Annotated in this window: 23 protein-coding genes and 2 pseudogenes; 12 read left to right on the top strand and 13 right to left on the bottom strand. The window is 35.8% G+C overall.

Annotation, left to right across the window (positions count from 1 at the left end; genetic code table 11):
* Positions 1–52: 52 nt before the first annotated feature.
* Positions 53–886, bottom strand: coding sequence for an HNH endonuclease (locus tag FJR38_RS21220; RefSeq protein ID WP_168539231.1), 834 nt, complete (start codon positions 884–886; stop codon positions 53–55).
* Positions 883–2,346 carry an AAA family ATPase gene (locus FJR38_RS21215; protein WP_168539229.1) on the bottom strand — a complete coding sequence of 488 codons (1,464 nt, stop codon included), beginning with the start codon at positions 2,344–2,346 and terminating at the stop codon, positions 883–885. The genes FJR38_RS21220 and FJR38_RS21215 overlap by 4 nt, the downstream gene beginning before the upstream one ends.
* 271 nt (positions 2,347–2,617) lie before the next feature.
* Here FJR38_RS21215 and FJR38_RS21210 point away from each other — a divergent pair, with 271 nt between their 5' ends.
* Both FJR38_RS21210 and FJR38_RS21205 read left to right on the top strand, forming a co-directional pair.
* Complete coding sequence (locus FJR38_RS21210) at positions 2,618–3,034, top strand: element excision factor XisH family protein (protein ID WP_168539227.1); 417 nt, start codon at positions 2,618–2,620, stop codon at positions 3,032–3,034.
* Complete coding sequence (locus FJR38_RS21205; protein ID WP_168539225.1) at positions 3,022–3,357, top strand: XisI protein; 336 nt, start codon at positions 3,022–3,024, stop codon at positions 3,355–3,357. The genes FJR38_RS21210 and FJR38_RS21205 overlap by 13 nt, the downstream gene beginning before the upstream one ends.
* Positions 3,358–3,422: 65 nt before the next feature.
* Here FJR38_RS21205 and FJR38_RS21200 read toward each other — a convergent pair whose 3' ends face one another.
* Together FJR38_RS21200 and FJR38_RS21195 are read right to left on the bottom strand one after the other, a co-directional pair.
* Entirely contained in the window at positions 3,423–3,746 is a 324-nt protein-coding gene (locus FJR38_RS21200; protein WP_168539223.1) for a type II toxin-antitoxin system HicB family antitoxin, read from the bottom strand.
* A complete protein-coding gene (locus FJR38_RS21195) occupies positions 3,739–4,011 on the bottom strand; it encodes a toxin HicA (protein ID WP_028089159.1) in 273 nt (90 codons plus the stop codon). Before FJR38_RS21195 ends, FJR38_RS21200 begins: the two co-directional genes overlap by 8 nt.
* Before the next feature lie 423 nt (positions 4,012–4,434).
* On the opposite strand from FJR38_RS21195, the gene FJR38_RS21190 reads away from it, so the two are divergent.
* From FJR38_RS21190 to FJR38_RS21175, 4 genes are read left to right on the top strand one after another with little or no spacing between them, the layout of a single operon-like run.
* Positions 4,435–4,692 carry a type II toxin-antitoxin system HicA family toxin gene (locus FJR38_RS21190; RefSeq protein WP_168539221.1) on the top strand — a complete coding sequence of 86 codons (258 nt, stop codon included), beginning with the start codon at positions 4,435–4,437 and terminating at the stop codon, positions 4,690–4,692.
* Positions 4,689–4,910: a type II toxin-antitoxin system HicB family antitoxin gene (locus FJR38_RS21185; RefSeq protein WP_168539219.1), complete on the top strand. Its 222-nt coding sequence runs from the start codon at positions 4,689–4,691 to the stop codon at positions 4,908–4,910. Before FJR38_RS21190 ends, FJR38_RS21185 begins: the two co-directional genes overlap by 4 nt.
* A gap of 12 nt (positions 4,911–4,922) precedes the next feature.
* A complete protein-coding gene (locus tag FJR38_RS21180; RefSeq protein WP_168539217.1) occupies positions 4,923–5,090 on the top strand; it encodes a hypothetical protein in 168 nt (55 codons plus the stop codon).
* Positions 5,091–5,125: 35 nt separating this feature from the next.
* Positions 5,126–5,560 (top strand): element excision factor XisI family protein, encoded by a 435-nt coding sequence (locus tag FJR38_RS21175; RefSeq protein ID WP_371418260.1) that lies wholly within the window; start codon positions 5,126–5,128, stop codon positions 5,558–5,560.
* 82 nt (positions 5,561–5,642) lie between these two features.
* Here the strand turns inward: FJR38_RS21175 and FJR38_RS21170 are convergent, their stop codons facing one another.
* From FJR38_RS21170 to FJR38_RS21160, 3 genes are all read right to left on the bottom strand, one after another.
* Positions 5,643–6,005, bottom strand: coding sequence for an aspartyl protease (locus tag FJR38_RS21170; RefSeq protein WP_168539215.1), 363 nt, complete (start codon positions 6,003–6,005; stop codon positions 5,643–5,645).
* Positions 6,002–6,319 carry a hypothetical protein gene (locus FJR38_RS21165; RefSeq protein ID WP_168539213.1) on the bottom strand — a complete coding sequence of 106 codons (318 nt, stop codon included), beginning with the start codon at positions 6,317–6,319 and terminating at the stop codon, positions 6,002–6,004. Before FJR38_RS21165 ends, FJR38_RS21170 begins: the two co-directional genes overlap by 4 nt.
* Positions 6,320–6,414: 95 nt before the next feature.
* Complete coding sequence (locus FJR38_RS21160; protein WP_168539211.1) at positions 6,415–6,870, bottom strand: hypothetical protein; 456 nt, start codon at positions 6,868–6,870, stop codon at positions 6,415–6,417.
* A 372-nt stretch (positions 6,871–7,242) separates the two neighbouring features.
* Here FJR38_RS21160 and FJR38_RS21155 point away from each other — a divergent pair, with 372 nt between their 5' ends.
* From FJR38_RS21155 to FJR38_RS21145, 4 genes and pseudogenes are all read left to right on the top strand, one after another.
* Positions 7,243–7,824, top strand: coding sequence for a Uma2 family endonuclease (locus FJR38_RS21155; protein ID WP_168491781.1), 582 nt, complete (start codon positions 7,243–7,245; stop codon positions 7,822–7,824).
* Positions 7,825–7,983: 159 nt separating this feature from the next.
* Complete coding sequence (locus tag FJR38_RS29410; RefSeq protein ID WP_371418263.1) at positions 7,984–8,205, top strand: hypothetical protein; 222 nt, start codon at positions 7,984–7,986, stop codon at positions 8,203–8,205.
* Positions 8,206–8,216: 11 nt separating this feature from the next.
* The gene (locus FJR38_RS28715; RefSeq protein WP_254445188.1) at positions 8,217–8,330 is read left to right on the top strand and encodes a transposase; all 114 of its coding nucleotides are present in this window, start codon (positions 8,217–8,219) and stop codon (positions 8,328–8,330) included.
* A 30-nt stretch (positions 8,331–8,360) separates the two neighbouring features.
* Positions 8,361–9,277: pseudogene (locus FJR38_RS21145) on the top strand (lysylphosphatidylglycerol synthase domain-containing protein).
* Positions 9,278–9,454: 177 nt separating this feature from the next.
* Here the strand turns inward: FJR38_RS21145 and FJR38_RS21140 are convergent.
* Positions 9,455–10,795: a TldD/PmbA family protein gene (locus tag FJR38_RS21140; protein WP_168539209.1), complete on the bottom strand. Its 1,341-nt coding sequence runs from the start codon at positions 10,793–10,795 to the stop codon at positions 9,455–9,457.
* Between the two features lie 173 nt (positions 10,796–10,968).
* Positions 10,969–12,441: a TldD/PmbA family protein gene (locus FJR38_RS21135; protein WP_168491787.1), complete on the bottom strand. Its 1,473-nt coding sequence runs from the start codon at positions 12,439–12,441 to the stop codon at positions 10,969–10,971.
* 311 nt (positions 12,442–12,752) lie between these two features.
* Between FJR38_RS21135 and FJR38_RS21130 the strand changes: the two genes are divergently transcribed.
* Positions 12,753–13,652 carry a hypothetical protein gene (locus FJR38_RS21130; RefSeq protein ID WP_168492128.1) on the top strand — a complete coding sequence of 300 codons (900 nt, stop codon included), beginning with the start codon at positions 12,753–12,755 and terminating at the stop codon, positions 13,650–13,652.
* A gap of 37 nt (positions 13,653–13,689) precedes the next feature.
* Here the strand turns inward: FJR38_RS21130 and FJR38_RS21125 are convergent, their stop codons facing one another.
* The 4 genes and pseudogenes from FJR38_RS21125 to lanM form a co-directional block, all read right to left on the bottom strand.
* Positions 13,690–15,183: a biotin/lipoyl-binding protein gene (locus FJR38_RS21125; RefSeq protein ID WP_168539207.1), complete on the bottom strand. Its 1,494-nt coding sequence runs from the start codon at positions 15,181–15,183 to the stop codon at positions 13,690–13,692.
* A 265-nt stretch (positions 15,184–15,448) separates the two neighbouring features.
* Positions 15,449–15,670, bottom strand: a complete 222-nt coding sequence (locus FJR38_RS21120; RefSeq protein WP_168491791.1) for a mersacidin/lichenicidin family type 2 lantibiotic — start codon at positions 15,668–15,670, stop codon at positions 15,449–15,451.
* A 175-nt stretch (positions 15,671–15,845) separates the two neighbouring features.
* On the bottom strand, positions 15,846–17,990 hold the full coding sequence (locus FJR38_RS21115; protein WP_168539205.1) for a peptidase domain-containing ABC transporter: 2,145 nt from the start codon (positions 17,988–17,990) through the stop codon (positions 15,846–15,848).
* A gap of 38 nt (positions 17,991–18,028) precedes the next feature.
* Positions 18,029–19,336 (bottom strand): annotated as a pseudogene (gene lanM / locus FJR38_RS21110) (type 2 lanthipeptide synthetase LanM); the annotation flags it as partial.
* Positions 19,337–19,392: 56 nt separating this feature from the next.
* Here lanM and FJR38_RS21105 point away from each other — a divergent pair.
* On the top strand, positions 19,393–19,803 hold the full coding sequence (locus FJR38_RS21105; protein ID WP_168539203.1) for a helix-turn-helix domain-containing protein: 411 nt from the start codon (positions 19,393–19,395) through the stop codon (positions 19,801–19,803).
* The last annotated feature ends 80 nt before the right edge of the window (positions 19,804–19,883 follow it).

The following is a 19,883-nucleotide window of genomic DNA, read 5'->3' as shown; positions in this document are numbered from 1 at the left end:
TTTTGGGGATAGGCGTTTTGCTTATCCCTTTTTTTGTTTTTATTCTACTTAATTATTTAGTTAGCCGACAATCTTCAATAAATTGATAACTGTTTGCCATTCCTTCATGCAATACTACTTTCCAATGGTTGTTAGAAAATCGATCCCTTAAACGTTGAGCTTCTTCTAATAAAAATTGTATCACCCGTTTATTAGATTTTGCTTTTATGTGTGTTTTAATACTAGATTGCGTTTCTGATAATACTTCTGGTGAACGGTTCCGAAACCTTTCTAGCAATTTTAATTTGGTATAATGTGATTGAATTAAACTAAATTGATTATCAGAAATACCTATAGGTTGAATTAAAGAATATTCTGCACTTGGTACATCATCTTTATAAGAAATAGAAACATTTAAATAACGCTCAGATAGCAAATTATCATAATATAAATTTATTATTTGTCTTTTTCCATCTACAAGGAATATGTTAGATTTATATTTATTACAAGTATCACAACAAGGCAATAAATTTAAAGAAAAAACTGCAAATTCGGGGAATATACTTATTGGCAAATAGTGGTCAAATGTATTAGCAGAAGCAATACCGCAATACTGACATTGATTACGTATAGGTAAATCCTGTAACTCTCTAATATCAGCTAAAAGTTTATTTAGTGGATTTGTCTTACCTGAATAACAATCTTCTAAATCTTCTTTCTCTAATCCACTCAAACCTATTGGATTCATTGCTGAAAGATCAGATATAGACTCAGAATAAGTTTTATAATAATTATAAATTTCGAGAGCTATTATTTTTAATCTTTCTCCTCTTTCTAACCTTTTAGCTGAAGCTATCTCATTAAATACCTGAGTTGGGTCTAATGCAGATGGAACTAATTTTCTCATAGATCATCTTCCTCCATTTTGTCTTCATAAATTGATAGTAAAAAAGATTTAGCATTAAGGCTTAACTGCCTATCAAATAAGTCGAGAATTTCTTCATAAGTATACGTTTCTGATAGTTTTTTTAGATGGTTACGGTAATTATTACGTTCTTCTGATGTCTCAAAAACCTCATCTGTTATAGTTGTCAAATTTTCGCCAAAACACTCAATTCCTAGCTGACTAACAATTGGATAATTACCTTGCTTTCTGAAAACTCTGACACATTTGGCAGGGATTTCTTGCAAAAGTATAGGTGAATGAGTTGCAATAATAGCATAGGAATTAAATGCTTCTAGAAGGATATGAAATGCTCTAGCTACTGAAGCCACTGCATCAGGATGTAAATGGATTTCTGGTTCGTCAAATAGTATAATTGATTCTTCTGAGATGTTTGCAATTACTTCAGTCATCACTAAAGCAAGAATACGTTGTCCTGAACTTAAACGGTCATAAAATAGTAAATTAGAGTTAGTAATAGTATTTTCTGTTTCTGAAATATCAATTGTTGTATCTAAAAGTGCTTCAATAATTTTAGTCCATTGTTGTAAGCGGCTATTTTGTTTTATTTGCTCAATTGCATTTAAAAGTTTGCTACGAATTTCTTGGGTATTAAGAAGCCTATCCTTTTCTCTAATACCACAATATTTATAGCTAAACGTTGCATCTTCTTCTGGAGGACGGTCAAACTCATCAAAGACACTATAGGATATTGCTATTGCTTTGCTAAAGCTTGGACGTGCTGGACTAAATATTCCTGAGTTTCGTTTTAGCCCACTCATGGAATGAGCAAAATTTGCAAGTAATTGTGTCTTTCCAGTTCCATTTTTACCAATAATTGCAGTAATTCTGTATAGTCCTGTTTCACTTGGAGAAAAGTCAAAATCAATATTATGTTCTGCTAATGCACCTGGTACAGTACATGAAAAATTAAATATAAAATTTTTTGTTTCCATTAAAGGTTCTTCATCTCTAAATATCATTCCAGCTTCATTGAAGGCTTTTTCTGCGCCACTAAATCTTAGCAACGAGCTACGAAATCCTTCTAATTTTTCAAGGTCGTCTATATTATGTTGACAGTAAATAATATCATTAAGAGCAGTCAATATTGGATGGTATACTGATTCGCCCAATTTTTTTAGATTGGTATAGTATTCCATATCTTGTCCAATAGAAACAAAATTTTTATCTAATGAATCAAATATTTTAGGTGTATTACTTTCAAATTCTCCTATTTGCAAAATTTTTAGAGTTCCTATGGATTGATAATTACCGTTATCATCATAATACTTCATACTAAAAAGAGTTTGATAACCATAATCATCCCAATTATCATATAATAATTCAATATACGGACATTCAAACTCTGGTTTTAACGATAATGTATGATATCTAGACCTTGGTTGTAAATTATAAAATTTCATAATCAAAAAAATAAATAAATTAGTCCTGATTAAAACATTTTATGTATTTAAAGTCAATAAGTTTCGCATCTTGGGTGAAATAAAAAATGTTTAAATACCCGGCGAATATAATTCGCGTCTACACAGACAAAACCCGCCTTCGCGGGTTCAAAAATTTTGTTTTTAGTCCACGAAGGTGGACTTTGTTTGTATAGCCGCGATTTCTAATCGCCAGGGCTTTTTGTAAATACCCAAATTAATATACTATATATTGCAGTATAAATTTATCCCTATGCCAGCCAAAGACATTTACCATAATACCGTTAGAAATGCCCTAGAAAAAGATAATTGGCAAATCACCAAAGATCCATTTGTTCTCAAATGGGGTATAAGAGATTTATATATAGACTTAGGTGCAGAAAAACTCATAGCAGCCGAAAAAACTGGACAGAAAATAGCAGTCGAAATTAAAAGCTTTATAGGTGCTTCTCCAGTCACCGACCTAGAAAACGCTTTAGGGCAATATATCTTATATTACGACATTCTCACACGCTTAGAACCTGAACGCCGCTTATATCTCGCTATTCGTCAAGAAACCTACTCAGAACTATTTCAAGAACCAGTTGGTAAAATATTATTAGAAAATCAACGCCTTTGTTTACTTGTCTTCGATTCAAAACAAGAGATTATACTGCAATGGATACCTTAGATAAATATCGCCAAATCATTCAAAAAATCTTAACCGAATATTCCCAACTTCCCTACGCTTACGGTGAACTAGAAAGACAACTAATAATAGACCAAACCGCCAACCATTACCTACTACTAACATTAGGCTGGGAAAATAATCAACGAGTGCATGGTTGCTTAGTTCATATAGACATAATCAACGATAAAATCTGGATTCAAAGAGACGGAACAGAATACGGTATAGCCAACGAACTTGTTAACGCAGGTATTCCTAAAAATCAAATTGTGTTAGCCTTCCAACCAGCCGATATCAGACAATATACCGAATTTGCCGTTTCTTAGTTTAAAACTCATTATAAAAAAAGAGGCTTTAAGCCTCCAGCAAAATAAATTTCATCAATCAATAATCAAGAAAGTTTATAACTAATATATCGGTTCAGACTAACTTTTTCTTCTGCGGCTTCTACAGCTAATTTGCGGTGTAGTGCCGGAGTGATGCGTACCTGAAATTTACCACTATATTGCTTTTCTGCTAGTGGCTCTGGGGGTATCTCCCCAGTAGTTTCCATATCAGCTAGTATATCTTTCACTAGCTCTGTAATACCTTTGAGAGCAGTAAGATTATCTTCATGAAGATAAGACAGGCTAGGAAATTCAGCACACAAACCCACAAATTCTTGATCCTCTTGTGACCAAGTAACTCTATATGTATAGTGGTTGTGATTAACCATTTTCCGATTCCTCAGTTTCTTCAATTGCTGCTAATTTTTCGATCGCATCCAAAACTTGTCTAACTTGATAGGGCTTTGCCTTTCCTTTGTCGCTTTGGATGTTGACTCGCGGATCTCCACCCCAGGGCATCTTGTAGACACAGTGGCTTGTCCCTTGCTGTCTGGGTTCTCCAAAATAATGAGTGCAAACCTTTACTAAATCAGTAAAGTTTACGTTCTGAGGATTATTTTTGAGTTCAGCAAGGATTTTTTTTATTTGTGTCATCTTCAGGTTTCCTTTTGTATATAAAATCCATGTCAATGTCAATTAGGTAAAATCTAAGTGATTTTACTCAGTATTAACAATGCACGAATGTAGAAACCTTAAGCACTGTTCCCAGTCAAGGTGGATAAATGCTTATCATAAGAAATTGAACTTTAGATAGAATGTCATAATGTTGATAGCTCAATTATAGGATCAATATTGGTACTATGTCAATCCTTTTTTGATGGTAAGTGTAGATATAGCGGAACTGTTACCAGGGGCAAGGTCAGTAGTTGTAGGTTGGGTTGAGGAACGAAATCCAACATCTTTATAATTTTATCGTGTTCGGTTACGCTTTGCTTAACCCAACCTACGAATTATTACTAGGTAAAGAATAATGAGAGTAGGATAAAATTTAATGTAAAACAATGATAAAATAAAGTAATGTCGAAAAAACGTAAATTACTTGAGAAAGTTCTTTCAGGATCTAAAAATCTTCAATTTGATGATTTGGTGACTTTAGTTGAAGCCTTTGGTTTTTCGTTATCACGTATCAACGGTAGTCATCACATTTTTACTCATCCAACTATCCCTGAACTTATTAACTTACAAAATCGCAATGGTAAAGCTATTCCTTATCAGGTTCGTCAATTTTTGATTTTGATTGAAGAATATGCACTCACTTTGGAGGATGAGCAATGAAGCAGTATCACATTAATATTTTCTACAGTAAAGAAGATGAAGGTTATATTGCTGATATTCCTGATTTAAAATATTGTTCAGGATTTGGTTTAACTGAAGAAGAAGCACTGCAAGAAGTTCTCAAAGCTAAAGCTGCTTGGTTAGAAGCTGCGGAAATAGAAGGTAAACCGATTCCCGAAGCAAGATATAAACCTGTAATTTATCAGATAGCTTCATAACTTTATAGTCTTATGGAAAGATTAAATTATCAAGAGATAGTAAAATATATTATCTCTAAATATGCAAATGAGCAAGCAAAGGAAGATTTACTAACTGTTTTCGATAGAATTGGTAAAAATGCTCAAGCTAAAGGACTTACAGAAGAAATATTGGAACAATTATTATCTGATGAATCATAAATTAATTATCATTGATATTCCTACAGAATCATCTCATGTTAACCATAACCATTGATGAAATCCAAAAAAACCTCACTAGCTATCTTCACCAAGTAGCAGCAGGAGAAACTATTATTATCATTGACGCAGGTAAAGCAATTGCAGAAATTAAACCAGTTCCCAATGTTATGGAAAAATTAGATTACCCTGAATTAGTACAACAAGTGTTAGCAACACATACAGACGGTCATTGCTCTGAAGGAACAGAAATCGAGGTAATATTTGATATTCAAAGAAATCGCTATCTAGTAGTTCATATAGGTTGGGAAGGTGAAAATAGAACCTATGGTACAATGATTCATGTAGATATTAAAGATGGAAAAATTTGGATTCAGCGCGATTTTACAGAAGAAGGAATTCCTCATCAATTAGTAGAGTTAGGAGTACCGAAAACAGATATTGTGTTAGGTTTTAGAGCGCCTCATATTTAGGCAATTTACTGGTTTTGCAGAGGGGTTAACTTTTTTGCATTCTTCCTTTGCTCCTGTGCGTCTTTGCGCGAAATCAAAATCTTCAACCCAAAGTCAAAATACCCTCTGGAAAATCCACCACCAAACGCAAAAACTTCAACCATTCAGAACCTAATAGAACTTCTGTAATATTATTCCCCACATGAACAGGAATTTCATACTCTTCTCCAGCCAATATTACCTTACCTAAATAGATATTAAATCTTGATTCACCCTGTGCTATTTGCATAGGTTCATTACCAAGAAAAACCCAATCAAGTCCATTTAAATCTTGAGTATTAATTGCCATAAACTTGGTAAATCCTGTATCTAACATCGCATCTACAGGCAAATTTAACCCATCAGCAGTAATCAAATCAATCTCAAAAAATAGCTGCCCCTCACCACCAAAACTTCCCTGAATCATATTCTCCCAGTCGTTCCTGTTTCATTTAAGCAAAACACATAATTTTTAGCATTTGGGTATTTTTCAAGAACTTTTTTATGAGCTTGAATATTATCTTGATCAAGAAAGTATTCACCACTATTTGGTTCTATGCCAATATACCAGCCATAATGACTTTCAATATATTCAGGACGGACACGCTCAAAAATTGCCCGACAACGTTGATAAAATATTTCATCTTCCGCTTCTCGTCTAGCTAATTCTTCTGGTGATATAGTCAATTCAGGAAAAATTCTTCCTCTTCTTACCACTTTTTTTGATGTTATGTGAGTCATACTATTAACTTGAACTCTAGTTATTATCTTAACTTAAATTGTGCTTAATTGCGACTATTACCATTATTTAAACATAAATTTTAACATGATTTCCCCTATTTATTTTCATCATTAAAAGCTGCTGCTAACTCAGGACTACTAATAGCTATAGAACTTTCATGCCATTCATGAATAATAGCATCAATCAAATCCCAAGCCTGATTAGAAGTATCCGTTAAACGAAAAGCCTCACTCACCTCTTGAATAAAATCTTGCAATTCATCCGCATCAAAAACCCGCAACCAACCATAAGGATGCTCATAACCAATTTCTTGACCCAACAACAACCTAAACGCCACTGATAACGCCTCAAAAACAGCCTTACTTTGTGTTACCCCTTTCACTAAATAAGCTACATCCTCACGACGCAACAGCGCAAAAGATTGGTCATTTCTAGTAATGGTAATTGGGTGTTCATAAGCCTTATCTAGAACCTTTCCAGGTTGACGATTCAACTCAGTGGCTGTCACTAACTCATCTGAGTAAGCATTGCTAAAAATTGCCATTGACATGATACCTGCGTTTTCAAGAAACGCTGACTTAATCTGAAGATGATATTACGTACTATTATACGTAGTCATTATTATTTGTCAATAGGTAACATTACAAAAACCTTTGTTCTTGCAATTCTTCCTTTGCGCCTTTGCGTAAGACAAAAATATTCATAACAATTGCTATAAGTAGTAATGCAAAATAAATTGAACATTTTAAAAATCCCTAAATCAATCAATTTTGTAGGGGCAAACCCCCTGTGGTTGCCCCAAATACCGGGGTAGGCACGGGGGCGCTACCCCTACATTAAATCCAAATCTTTTATATAATTAATTTTGCCTGCCTACTAGAAAGATTCCCACCCAATCATCTCATGCTAACCGTAACCATATATGACTCTTAGCCAATTTCATCCCTATCTTTCCCCAGAAGAATATTTAGAAACTGAAAAATCCAGCCCTATTAAACATGAATATATCCAAGGGCAAATTTACGCAATGGCTGGTGCTAGTGACGCTCATGTGACAATTACCGCTAACTTAGTCGCCCTTTTAAGAAACCATATTCGTGGTACAGGATGCCGTCTTTACGTCGCTGACATGAAAGCGAGAATTGAATCTCTCGATATTTTCTATTATCCTGATATTATGGTAACTTGCGATTCAAGAGATACACAATTTGAATATTTTAAACGATATCCGAGTTTAATCATTGAAGTTTTATCACCTTCTACAGAAGCCTTAGATAGAGGTGATAAATTTAGTGATTACCAAGAATTAGACACTTTGCAAGAATATGTTTTAGTTAGTCAAAATCGTCAACGAATTGATTGTTTTCGGCGTAATACTGAAGGAAGATGGGAACTTTATAGTTATAAAGGAAATCAAGAATTAGAATTAAAGAGTGTGAATTTTTCTGTTCATTTAACTAATGTTTATGAAGACGTTACTTTTACTACTAATTTGAGTAAATAAAAGATGATATGGTATTATACTAATTGCTCAAAATCTGGAAGAGAATAACCTTTCCACTTTAAAAGTGCATAGGCATAGGCTTTTTTCAACATTAAATAATGGCTCTTCGGTAGTTGTTATGGCACAACCAGTCATAAATTACATCAAAATCATAGGCATATTATTAAAGACCTCCCTTTTGGAGAAAAAGAAGTATTTTTAGAAGTTAATCACCGACAGTTTAAATGTGAACAATCTAAAAAACCGTTTAGTGAAGATTTAGATTTTGTAAAAAAGAAAATAACTTTTACAAACCGCCTTGCACATAAGACAATACAAGAAGTTTTAGAAAATGATATACATAGTGTAGCCGCAAAAGGTATAGTAACAAAAGACATCTAGTAACAGAATTAATGCCAAATGCTCAAGTTGTAGCCGATAGATTTCATGTAATGACACAGATAAATAAAGAACTAGATACACATAACAAGTACCGAAGAACCATATATGTATCTGGCTTAATATAAGAATAATCTCAAGGCTGAATTAGAAAAATAATGAAGAAAATTTTACGTTGGTTAATTTTAGGGGGAACGCTGTTTTTTTGTTAAAAGCCCTTAAAGATAATTGGTTGGAAGTGAGTGCTATTCGGATTAATAGCACAGGATGGTTAATATTAACAACTGCTACGAGTGTAACTTTACTAGCACATATTTGGGCGGGTTGGATTTGGACTTGGGTACTAAAGGAGTTAAATCAATCTGTATCTTCTATTGAGTTTATTCAAGTTTATTTAAAAACGAATATTGCAAAATATTTACCTGGTAATGTTTGGCATTACTATGGGAGAATTATAGCAGCTAAAAATGCTAACATTCCGACAAATATTGCTACATTAAGTGTTTTATTAGAACCATTATTAATGTTAGCAGCAGCTTTAATTATTATTGTTTTATTTGGTAGCCAACTTCTTGTTAAGAATGTAAATTTTAATTTATATATTCTGCAATTTCTGATGTTAATAATTGTATTAGGTATACTTCATCCCCGATTTTTAAATCCAGTAATTCAACTTTTAGAACAGTGGAAAAATAAAAAATCTCATCAAGAAAAACAGTTAATTAATAGTTTTATAATTAAAGACTATCCAGTTAAACCCTTATTAGGAGAGTTGGTTTTTTAGGGTTACGTGCTGCTGGTTTTATTTTAACTATCTTGGCCTTAAATTCCTTGAATTGGGCGCAAATTCCCTTATTAGTGGGGGGCTTTTAGTTGTGCATGGGTATTAGGGTTAGTTATTCCTGGAGCGCCTGGTGGTTTAGGCGTATTTGAAACCACAGCCATATTACTATTACAAAATCATTTTCCGGCAGCTTTAGTGATTAGTGCGATCGCTCTTTATCGTCTCATTAGCATCATAGCAGAAACAATCGGCGCAGGTTTAGCTTGGTTACATGAACGAATTAGCAATTAAATAATTTCCAATGCTTCCCTTTCTTCCTTTGCGTCTTTGCGACGGCAGTCACTCATGGGGGAAACCCCCAAGACCGCGCTGCCTCGCCTTTGCGTGAGATATAAAGTAAATAAAAGTTGGGTTTCGTTTCCTCAACCCAACCTACAATTTTTTCAACGTAAGTTGGGTATTTATTTCTTAATCTCCAGTAATAGAAAGTTCACTTACCCAAACCCTGGGAGCAACTCCTCCAGGTGTTAACTCCACCTCTTTCTCTACATAAACAATAGATTTCAAAAGTTCCAAGAAATCACCAGCTACCGTTGCTGACTCAATACTGGTTTTCTCACCTTTGTTAACTAACCAACCATCAAAAGGTAAAGAAAAAGAACCTTGTAAAGCCTTAACACCTGCATGAAGAGCTTGTAAATCATCAATTAAAATCACATTTTCCGCAGTTTCTAAACTCAATTCTTTTTCAGGAGTTCCTGCTGCAAAAACGTGATAGAAATTAGGACTGACACTCACTTTTGCGCCAATACTCGCATTACCTGTAGGTTGAGCATTTAACCGTTTAGCAGTTCCCGCACTATGCAAAAAGCTAGTTAAAATTCCCTTTTCTATTAACTTAATTTGCCGAGTTGGTGTACCTTCACCATCAAAACTTTCTGCACCAATATTAGCCGGGTGTAAAGCATCATCATAAACTGAAAGTAAAGGTGAAGCAAGTTCTTTACCAATATCATCAGTTTTCGATAAACTTTGATTATCAAGAATACTTTGGGCATTAAATAAATTAGAAAAAGCCCCCAACAAACTTAAAAAAGCTTCAGGAGAGAAAACTACTTGATATTTACCAGTTTTGATTTTTTCATAATGCAAATGACTGATAGTTTTCTCAGCAGTTTCCTTTATACAACCAGCAATATCTAAATCAGCTACACTTTCCTTGACTCGATAAGCACCTCCACTGCGGGGTTTTTTCCCTTCCTCCTCAGTTTTGCTATACAAATAAATAGAAGCTAAAGAATGAGACTCAGTTCTTAAAGCCCCTTCACTATTGAGATAAAACCTGTCAATATCTCTTTGTGCTAACCCATTATAAGGTACTCCCTTAATAGCAGGATGAGTTGCTAACAATTCCTTTTCTGCTACTAATAGCTTTTCTATCAGTTCAGAAACAGGTGCTTGGAGGGCTTTTTCTTGATGTGTATTGGGGATAGGAATAGTTGCTTCTGGACTAAAATCAGGAACATTTTCCTTCACACCAAAAAAGCTCGCTTCATAAGCTGTTTTTAAAGCTAATTCTAATCCTTGAGGATCTACATCTGTAGTGCTGGTAACACCCATTGTATTTTCCTCATTCCAAACTCGAACTGTTACTCCAGAACGATTAGAAGCTTTAACTTGTTTGGGTTCACCTTGGTCAACTTGAACGCTGGTATCATCTACTGTTGAGCCGTAAATGTCAAACTTCTTAATGCCAAGTTTGTCGGCATTTTCTTGGGCGTAAGTTGCGATTTCTTGTATTTTTGGCATAATCAAATCAACTTGGGATTTTAGATTTAACAAAAGTGCGGTTTTAAAATTGGATTTTGGATGTGATTATTTAGATTATTACTAAGGCATGAACTCATGTTACTCTCCGCGCCTCTGCGTCTCTGCGTGAGACATATATACTTTGTCTTCACAAGCCAAAATCCAAAATTTAGTTATCTACCACCAACAGTAATAGAATCAACTTTTATATGGGGTTGTCCAACTGTGGTGTAAATGCTGCCACTAACAGAACCACAAAAGCCGGGAGCTAATTCTAAATCTTGGGAACATAGGGAAATTTTATTCATGATTTCCTTGGCTTCACCAATGAGGGTAGCACCTTTTAATGGTTTGGTAATTTTGCCATTTTCTATTAAGTAAGCTTCGTCAACACTAAAGTTAAATTGACCTGTTGCGCCGACACTTCCGCCACCCATTTTCTTACAGTAGATGCCTTTATCAACGGAGGCAAATAGGTCTTCTGTTGTATGTTCACCACAATCAATATATGTATTTCGCATCCGACTAGCGGCAGCAAAAGTGTAATTTTGACGGCGGCCACTGCCTGTTCTGGGATGTCCGGTACGCACTGAACCGGTTCTGTCAGCGAGGAAGTTTTTGAGAATACCTTTTTCAATTAATAATGTTCTTTGGGCGGGCATTCCTTCGTCATCCATATCAATCGTGCCAAAGGCATTATCAGCCCGTCCTTCGTCCCAAGCTGTTAAACTTTCGTGGGCGATTTTTTCACCTTTTTTATCGGCAAATGGTGTGGTTTGGCGTTCAATTTGGGTGGTTTCTAACAAGTGTCCGCAAGCTTCATGGAAAATTACGCCGCCAAAGTGATTGGCCATGATAATCGGGTAAGTTCCTGATTCTACGTAATCTGCGTAAAGCATTTTACCGGCTGATTCGGCGATTTGTTCGGAGGCTTGTTGATAATCCCAGGTTTTCAAGAAGTTAGGATCACTGGTGTTACCAGCCCGTTCACCAATGGAGGAACGGTTAGCACCGTCAGCACAAAGCAGGTTAAAGCCGACGGACTGGGTGAGGCGGATATCACGGGCAAATGTGCCGTCACTGGCTGCAACTAATACTTCTTGCCAATCACGGAAGTAGGAAGCGCGACGGGATTGGACGTGAGTAGCTTTTTTATTCAGTTGGGCTGTACCATCAAGGAGGACTTCTCCCATTTCGCGGATAGAACTACACAAGGGTAGCCAAGAGTCTTTACCACGTTTGCTGGCGTAGTCTCTGAGTAATTCTAGGTTGATTTCGGGGATGAAGGCACTTGGACCTGGTAGTTGTAATCCTAAGATGGAAAGAGCTTTTTCTAAGGCGGCTTTTAAACCAGCAAATGTGAGATTATTTGTGCTAACGTAGCAGTCAGCTTTGCCGCGAAATACTCGCACTCCTGCACCAGTGGCTAAACTGGGGGAAATGCTGGTGATGGTGTCTTCTTCGGCTAAACAACTGATGTAGTTGCGATGTTCTAAGAAGTATTCAATAAAGTCAGCACCAGCGGCGCGTCCTAGTCCCAAAAGGGTTGCCAGTGGGGCTTCCCAGGTTTCATCAAATCGTTCTGATGTGGATGAATATTGGAGATTCGGAAGTTGATTTGAGAGAAGTAGCGTGTTTGTAAGCATGAAGAGCCTCGTCTGCTGGCGTTATTCTACAGATGTGACCGAAAAAAATCCTGGTGTACTCAGTCTAACAAATCTATGAAAGCCGTTGTTAGCAGTTAGGCTGTAGGGTTTTCCGCCATTGTTGTGTGTTTTCAGTCTAGGCAGAATGACAATTGATAATTGACAATTGACAACTAAGAACGCTTAATCAATTGAAAACCTCGATAAATCAATGACTATAGAGGGATGAAAGACCTATTTATACAAATTAAATGTATATTGGCTTAAGTTAGTTCACAGGTCAGGGTGTGAGAGCTATCACTAAAAATCAAATGGTAGATAGGATAAATGATATCGCTTGGCAAGCTCACCAGGGCAGTGTTGCAGCGATTATTCAAGTTTTAAATGAAAGGCTAGTTGTGTCTGGTGTCAGAACTAGAGCAATTTTGGCGGATGGTGTATTACAGCTTTTGTGTGAAGCGGCTACGGTAGATCAACTTGAGCAATCTATTTTAGTGCAGAAAATTCAGGAAATTTTGGAGTCCATTGCACCACGCAATATTCGCAAAGTCAATATTAACAGTCGGATTGTTCGGGAAGAGCAATTACTTTGGTTAGAGGAAATTAACGATGAGGGCGAAAATAAATTATTGTGGTGTCAACAAATAATACTCACCCAGCCAAATTTTTTTAAGCAGCTAATTCAAGATTTAACTGAATTCTATAGAGAATCAGGAAAACCTACTTTACCACAGTTTGAATCTTTAATCAAAAATAAAAACAAACACAAACGTTTAGTCAAAACTGCAATAGTAGGCGTTTCTGGTTTATGTTCACTGATTTTACTGCTATGGCTAGTTCGTTTTTGGTTAGATGATACAGTAAAAAATTTGACTATACTACAAGAAGCTCAAGTTTTGAAGCAAGGAAATCAGACAAAGCCAGATGTCTTAAACCGTACTGGTAATCAAAGTCTTTCTACCCCATCAGATGTATCACCAGATTTATTTGCAGATGCTGTGAGACTTGCTAACCAAGCTTCAGCCGCTGGTAAAACTGCTATAACTTCAACTCAGTGGTTGGAATTAGCTGCTACTTGGCAACGAGCTTCTGATTTAATGAGTCAGGTATCCCCTAGCCATAGCCGCTATAGAGAAGCACAGATTAGAACTAAACTATATAAAAAGTTTAGTGAGGCAGCGGAGAAAGAAGCAGATAAGAGTGAGTTGTAATATGTGAGGTTGGGTAAAATAACCCTCCTCATACTTTTTATAAGTTCGTCAATAATCTGGTTTTTCTCAAAATAAATGTTAATACGGTCTCTTCCTCAGCAATAATATCTGCCACCACTTCCATTCCCGCTTGAATGGGATATTTTTGTAAATCTCTTTGCAAATGTAGCTTTTCGGGTTCAATTGTTACTTCAAAATAAGATTCTCCTGTGTTATTCCCCTGGGGTAAAATCACATCTGCTGTAATTGACCTCACTGCACCTTCAAGTATACCATAATCAGGGTAAGGATAGGCAGAAAATCGCATTTTTACTTTGCCTATTTGGCAATTTACAACTTCTTGAGAATTGCAAACAAAGACTTTACTAATATCAGCAGTAGCGACACGAGCTTTAATAATTAAAGGGGTATGACTGGGAGCAATTTGAGCAATAGAACTACCAGGATTTACTACCTGTCCAGGATTTCGCAAATCTAATTTTAAAATAGTTCCAGTTGCAGCAGCGCGAATTATTGTTTTTTGAATTTGTGTTAAAACTTGTTTGAGTTCTTTTTCGGTGTTATTTATCTGGCTTTGAATTTCAAGTTGACGTTGAATTAAACTGTCTTTTTCTTGCTGTAATCTCGCTAAATTAGTTTTACCATTAGCGCGTTCAGTAGCTATTTTTTCTTCAGCGATGGAAATTACTGCATTACTCGGATTGAGAGATGAATCAGCTTTTTTACTTCTAGCGATCGCAGATGTTAAAGCTTGTTGTGTTTGTTGAATAACTTGTTTTTGACTTGCTAATGTGGCTTTTTGTGATTCTACAATTTGTGCTTGTTGAATTGCAGCTAGTTGAACTTCTTCTAATTGATTTTGGGAAATTGAACCAGTTTTAGCTATATCTTCATAACGTAAACGTTTGACTATTGCGGCTTTTAATCCTGCTTCTGCACTTTCTAAATTAGCCTGAATTGACTGCAATTCTAATCTTACTCGCAGTAATTCATTTTTAGCAATCTTTATATTAGCTTGTGCTTCTTCCCATTCACTACTAACAGCTACTTTTCTCTCTTGATAATCTCTTTCTGTACCCTGTAGTTCAGCTAAAGCAGATGCAACAAGGCGTTGATTTCTTTCTGTTTCTGTCGCAATTTGCCGATTTAAAGCCTGAATTTGAGCATCTAATTGTGCAAACTGTAATTGAGATTTTTGCACATTTCCTTGAAGTTGATTTTTTTGATTTTGTAATTGGGTATCATCCAGAATTACTAAAACATCACCTTGTTTGACTATTTGATTTTCTTTAACAGAGATTTTTTTAACAGTTCCTTCTATTGCAGCTTCCACTATTCGTACTTCACCAATAGGACGAACAGTAGCAGATGCTTTGACAGTTTGCTGATATTTTGTGAAAGCAAAAATAGTCACAGAAGCACCAACAACACCAACTAAAAATAATCCTCCTAATCTTGTCCAAATAGCAATGTTAGGTAAGTATTCATCTGATTTTGCAGTTGGTAAAAAAGTGGGAATTGTTTGATTCATTGTTAATAGACAAGGTATTTTTTATGAAGTACATTTTTTTATTTCACGCAGAGACGCTCCAGACGCAGAGAGAAATTAAAATATTAACTAAGTTTAATTATTGGGGATGCTTATTTTAATTCAGGATATTCAACCATTTTCATATAGATACCAATTTGTAGAAATAGTGATTAGTTGAAAATCAAATCTCCAGTTCAAAATGGTATAACCTGCTGCTCCTGTTTTTATGAAAAAGTTGAATATCCTGAAATATTCCTCAACTAAATTAGAAGCTGAGTTCTTCTGCTCCAATAGGTTTACAACCTACCCATAATGTGTGGAAAGGATCTCCACAGGTTGTACAACCACCAGAAACCGAGGACATATCTTCATCATTAAGTTCAACTAAACCAGCGGGGTTTGCTGGTAGCTGTTCCTGTTGTTCAGCACTTAAGCTATGACGATATTCCTCGTCTTTCCAAGCGCGAATGATATCTAGATTAGACATATTTTACCTCATTAAAAAATTCTACGTCTTAACTAGGAAATAGCGAAATATTCCCCAGAAGTCGCAGTTGTCAAAGTATGATTGATGACATTTTCACCAACCCCAGAATAATAATCATTCTCATTAAAAATGTCAAGTAATCTATCCGTGTACAGTAAATCTGCTTAAGTACAGGTTAGGGAATTAAAAACTCTAAATGCTCACCTGCTATGCTCAGTAGTTCCGCAGGAGTACCTTGTAGTTTTAATTGTCCAGCATCTAACAGGACAATCCAATCTGCGCGTTTAATTACTCTGGGACGATGACTAATCAAAATAGTAGTTTTACCTTGACGATAAGTGAGTAATTGATCTAAAACTAAACTTTCACTAAGGGGATCTAAACCTGCGGTAGATTCATCTAAAATCAAGATGGGAGGATTAGTAATAATTCCTCTTGCTATAGCTAATCTTTGTTTTTGTCCACCGGAAAGATTCGCTCCAAATTCACCTAAAATAGTTTGATATTTTTCGGGTAATTTACTAATAAAATTATCTGCATCTGCAACTTGACAAGCGGTGACTATTTGCTCAAAATTCACCTGGGGAAGACCAAGAGATAAGTTATCTAAAATAGAACGACTCCAAAAATTTGCATCTTGAGGAATTAATACTATTTGTTGACGTAAGCAGCTAGGATTAATATCAGAAAGGTTGTAATGATGAATGCGAATATTCCCAGACTGGGGATGATATAAACTAGCAATTAATTTTGCTAAGGTACTTTTACCACATCCAGATTTACCGATAATTGCAATGACTTTTCCTCCTGGTAAAGTTAAAGAAAAGTCTTTTAATAAATCAACTCTACCAGCATGATGAAAATTGATATCTTTACAAACAATCTCCGCGTTGTCGGGAATATTTACAAAAGGTTTTTGACTGACTTCTGAAAATTCAGGAGTTGAGTTAATTACCTCATTTAATCTTTCAGTTGCAGCTTGAGCGCGAGTAAAGTCAGTAATGAAGCGAACGCAGGTATTTACTAAACCTAGAATATTGGCATTTAAACTATTAAAAGCTAATAATTGACCGATAGAAAGCTCTCGATTAATAACTAAAATACTTCCATACCATAGCAGAATAATGCCACCAGCGGTAGATATCCAATTAGAAAAAATCGTATTTGTTAAAACAATTTGGACAGTGCGAAACATTAAATTTGATTGTCTTCCGTAGCGAGTTTGGAATTCTTGCCAAAATTCTGGTGCAGCATTGGTGGTTTTCACAACTAATGCACCTTTAAAAGTTTCAACTAATACACCTTGGTTTTCGGAAGCTAAACCCATAACAGTACGGATTTTTTGCTGTAAAGTGGGGAAAGAAAGCACTGTTGAGAAAGTCATAATAATAGCTATGAATATTGATATTAAAGTCAGTTGAGAATTGTAGAATAACATCAGAATCAAAGAAGTTATGGCAATTAATAATTGACTTGGTAAATTTACCCCAACTTGAGAAACTAATTGATTAATGGTTTGAATATCTCGTAATCTACTAACTACTTCCCCACTGCGACGAGATTCATAATAAGATAAGGGTAAACGTAAAATATTTCTAGCAAATTCCCATACTAAATCTAATTCTAACCGATGGGCAAAATGGGATACTAAATTTCCTTGCACCCATTGTAAACAGCTACTAATAAAACTCATTGTTAATATTCCTAATGCAATCCCTGTAAGTAATTGGGTGTCTCCGCGCACTAAAACATCATCAGTAAGAATTTGAATTAAAAATGGTGATAATAGGGAAAGTAACCCGACGACAAAATTTAATAATAAGGCTTCTGCAAGGATAAAGCGATAGTTAAAAAGACGCTGGATTAATTTTTTAAACCCTCCCAACTTTTCCCGATCATCTGCTTGTTCTAGAAAATCTACACGGGGTTCTAATAGTAGCATAACACTATTATTCCAACCAGTTAATAAGGCTTCTTTAGTTAAATATCTTACTCCAACTAAAGGATCAGCTAAGATATATTTTTGATTTTTACGCCCATATAAAACAGTCCAATGATTACCTTTCCAATGTATAATTGCTGGAAGAGGAATTTGTTTTTTATCTACTAATTCTAAAGCAGCTTTAACACCCCTCGCATTAAATCCTAATACCTGCGCTCCTTGTTTGAGATTGAGTAATGTTGTTCCTAATTGTCCTGTTCCAGAGGCTTCACGGACACGGGTAATTGTGAATAATTGTCCGTAATATTTGCAGATGGTTGCTAAACAAGCTGGTCCACAATCTTCTTCGTTATGTTGTAAAATTATTGGGTATTTCATTTTGATCACGCAAAGGCGCAAAGACGCAAAGATTAAGATTATTGTTTGGGTGGTTCAAGTAGGAGAATGGAAGGGATCATTTCGGGTTGATAAAGGCGTAAAAGTCCGTAACCAATACCCGCTAAACCTGTCATTAATCCTGGGGTTTCTATTCCTAATGGAACACCACAACGCAGGTTATTTTTTTGGATATCGTCTAATATTTGGGAAGCGATTTTTTCGATCTTTCTGGCGATTTCTGGGTAATCTAATTTTGCATTTGCTATTAATAATAAGTCAATGTTTCCTAAGTCTCCATGACAGAGACAATGGTTATCACCAAATCCTTGTTTGATGGTGGTTTCAATGGCGGTTTTAATTTCTTTATACATGATTAAATTCAGTGCATTCCCTGGGATACCCAAACGTCCTAAACCAATTCCGGGCGCACCGCTACACCATGCTATCATTGAACTATTTTTTACCTTCTCTTGCCGTAAATCTAACCAGTTACCTGTACTGGGGTGAAAATGACTGCGTTCGTAGTTAATTGCTGCTATGGCTGCGGTTTGAAATTCTTGTTTTTTGGTAGTTACAGCCAATTTCCACAACGCCCAAGCAAAGCCAGCACCACCATGTGCAAATCCTGTTAAGGGTTGATTTTCGCTGGCTGGAGATTGCCAACCGATACCAGTATCTGTAATTTGGGCTTGGGTGAGGAGGTGTTCCCCGCATTGTATAGCAACATCAAGAATAATTTGATCTGGAAAAATTCTATAAAAACTCAGTAAGCTACCAATACAACCAGCAGCACCAGCAATTATATCTAGTTGTTGATCTTGCTCAATTAAGGGTGGTAACTGTTCAACTAATATAAAAGCATCTGCAATTAAACCTGGTTCTCGCCATAATATTCCTAAATGGGTAAAGGTGTAAATTATCCCTCCCCAACCACTAAATCCGCCGATGAATTTAATTGAGTCGGAATCTCTATTAAGCTTCTCTTTAAGGGTGTTTAGGGCTGTTTTGGCTAGGTTTGTATAGCTATCATTTTGAGTAATTTTCCCCAGATATGCGAGAAATAAAACTACTCCGGGTATACCTGCATATAAGTCTGTCCCTAAAGGTGATAATGTCCACTGTTGATTAGGGGTAACGCTTAATCCCATCCAGTTCACAAATTCGCCGTTTTTGTGCGCTAGGAGTTCTAAACGGTCGCCAATTTTACAGGCTGCTTCTAAGAATTGGTTTTTTGTGGTTGGGTTAGTAACTTGGATTTTGCGAGGTTTTTTTCCTAATTTAATTTGATGATTATCCGCAGTTTTACTCATTTCTAGAGTAGCTAAGGCTGCTTGAATAAACCATGTTTGTCGTTGTACTCCCTTCCCAGTGTAGAATTAGACGTAAAGTAGGCGAGAATTTCATGACTAGATCAGAGCAACTAAGTAAAAGAAGTTTTGAAGAAGAAGAGTGGCAAAAATTATTTTATAAGTATCAACAACAATACATAAGAAGACGGTTAGAAGCAATCAAGTATCTACATGATGGTAAAAGTAGACAAGAAGTGATGGATAAAATCGGCTGTGCAAGACAGACCTTAATCACTTGGATTGATAAGTATTGTCAAGGGGGACTAAAGGCACTAGTCACACCAATAAAGTCTAAAAGAATACAGAGATTGAGTAGTGAACAAAAGGAAGAGATCAAAAGAATGCTCTTGGAGAAGAAACCAACCGACTATGGAATAGACCGACAGATATGGACAGGGAAGATAATAATCGAAAGTTGTACAGCAAAGATGGGGTATAGAGCTAAAAGACAGTCGCACCTATGACATACTCAAAGGAGATGGGACTATCGCATCAAAAAGCACATCGTGATTACGAGAATAGCGATCCGAAAGTTCAGAAAGAG

It is taken from the genome of Anabaena sp. UHCC 0253 (assembly GCF_009712085.1).
Classification (GTDB): domain Bacteria; phylum Cyanobacteriota; class Cyanobacteriia; order Cyanobacteriales; family Nostocaceae; genus Dolichospermum.
The sequence above is the reverse complement of the archived record's forward strand: the minus strand, read 5'-3'. Positions and strand labels throughout refer to the sequence as shown.

Bases quoted from the DNA above. Each gene is read 5' to 3' on its own strand.
- FJR38_RS21210 (WP_168539227.1), top strand. From the start codon at position 2,618: ATGCCAGCCAAAGACATTTACCATAATACCGTTAGAAATGCCCTAGAA.
- FJR38_RS21185 (WP_168539219.1), top strand. From the start codon at position 4,689: ATGAAGCAGTATCACATTAATATTTTCTACAGTAAAGAAGATGAAGGT.
- FJR38_RS21190 (WP_168539221.1), top strand. From the start codon at position 4,435: ATGTCGAAAAAACGTAAATTACTTGAGAAAGTTCTTTCAGGATCTAAA.
- FJR38_RS21165 (WP_168539213.1), bottom strand. From the start codon at position 6,319: ATGACTCACATAACATCAAAAAAAGTGGTAAGAAGAGGAAGAATTTTT.
- FJR38_RS21215 (WP_168539229.1), bottom strand. From the start codon at position 2,346: ATGAAATTTTATAATTTACAACCAAGGTCTAGATATCATACATTATCG.
- FJR38_RS21175 (WP_371418260.1), top strand. From the start codon at position 5,126: ATGTTAACCATAACCATTGATGAAATCCAAAAAAACCTCACTAGCTAT.
- FJR38_RS21140 (WP_168539209.1), bottom strand. From the start codon at position 10,795: ATGCCAAAAATACAAGAAATCGCAACTTACGCCCAAGAAAATGCCGAC.
- FJR38_RS21115 (WP_168539205.1), bottom strand. From the start codon at position 17,990: ATGAAATACCCAATAATTTTACAACATAACGAAGAAGATTGTGGACCA.
- FJR38_RS21205 (WP_168539225.1), top strand. From the start codon at position 3,022: ATGGATACCTTAGATAAATATCGCCAAATCATTCAAAAAATCTTAACC.
- FJR38_RS21220 (WP_168539231.1), bottom strand. From the start codon at position 886: ATGAGAAAATTAGTTCCATCTGCATTAGACCCAACTCAGGTATTTAAT.
- FJR38_RS21195 (WP_028089159.1), bottom strand. From the start codon at position 4,011: ATGACACAAATAAAAAAAATCCTTGCTGAACTCAAAAATAATCCTCAG.
- FJR38_RS21180 (WP_168539217.1), top strand. From the start codon at position 4,923: ATGGAAAGATTAAATTATCAAGAGATAGTAAAATATATTATCTCTAAA.
- FJR38_RS21125 (WP_168539207.1), bottom strand. From the start codon at position 15,183: ATGAATCAAACAATTCCCACTTTTTTACCAACTGCAAAATCAGATGAA.
- FJR38_RS21200 (WP_168539223.1), bottom strand. From the start codon at position 3,746: ATGGTTAATCACAACCACTATACATATAGAGTTACTTGGTCACAAGAG.
- FJR38_RS21170 (WP_168539215.1), bottom strand. From the start codon at position 6,005: ATGATTCAGGGAAGTTTTGGTGGTGAGGGGCAGCTATTTTTTGAGATT.
- FJR38_RS21155 (WP_168491781.1), top strand. From the start codon at position 7,243: ATGACTCTTAGCCAATTTCATCCCTATCTTTCCCCAGAAGAATATTTA.
- FJR38_RS21160 (WP_168539211.1), bottom strand. From the start codon at position 6,870: ATGTCAATGGCAATTTTTAGCAATGCTTACTCAGATGAGTTAGTGACA.
- FJR38_RS21130 (WP_168492128.1), top strand. From the start codon at position 12,753: ATGGTAGATAGGATAAATGATATCGCTTGGCAAGCTCACCAGGGCAGT.
- FJR38_RS28715 (WP_254445188.1), top strand. From the start codon at position 8,217: ATGCCAAATGCTCAAGTTGTAGCCGATAGATTTCATGTAATGACACAG.
- FJR38_RS21105 (WP_168539203.1), top strand. From the start codon at position 19,393: ATGACTAGATCAGAGCAACTAAGTAAAAGAAGTTTTGAAGAAGAAGAG.
- FJR38_RS21120 (WP_168491791.1), bottom strand. From the start codon at position 15,670: ATGTCTAATCTAGATATCATTCGCGCTTGGAAAGACGAGGAATATCGT.
- FJR38_RS21135 (WP_168491787.1), bottom strand. From the start codon at position 12,441: ATGCTTACAAACACGCTACTTCTCTCAAATCAACTTCCGAATCTCCAA.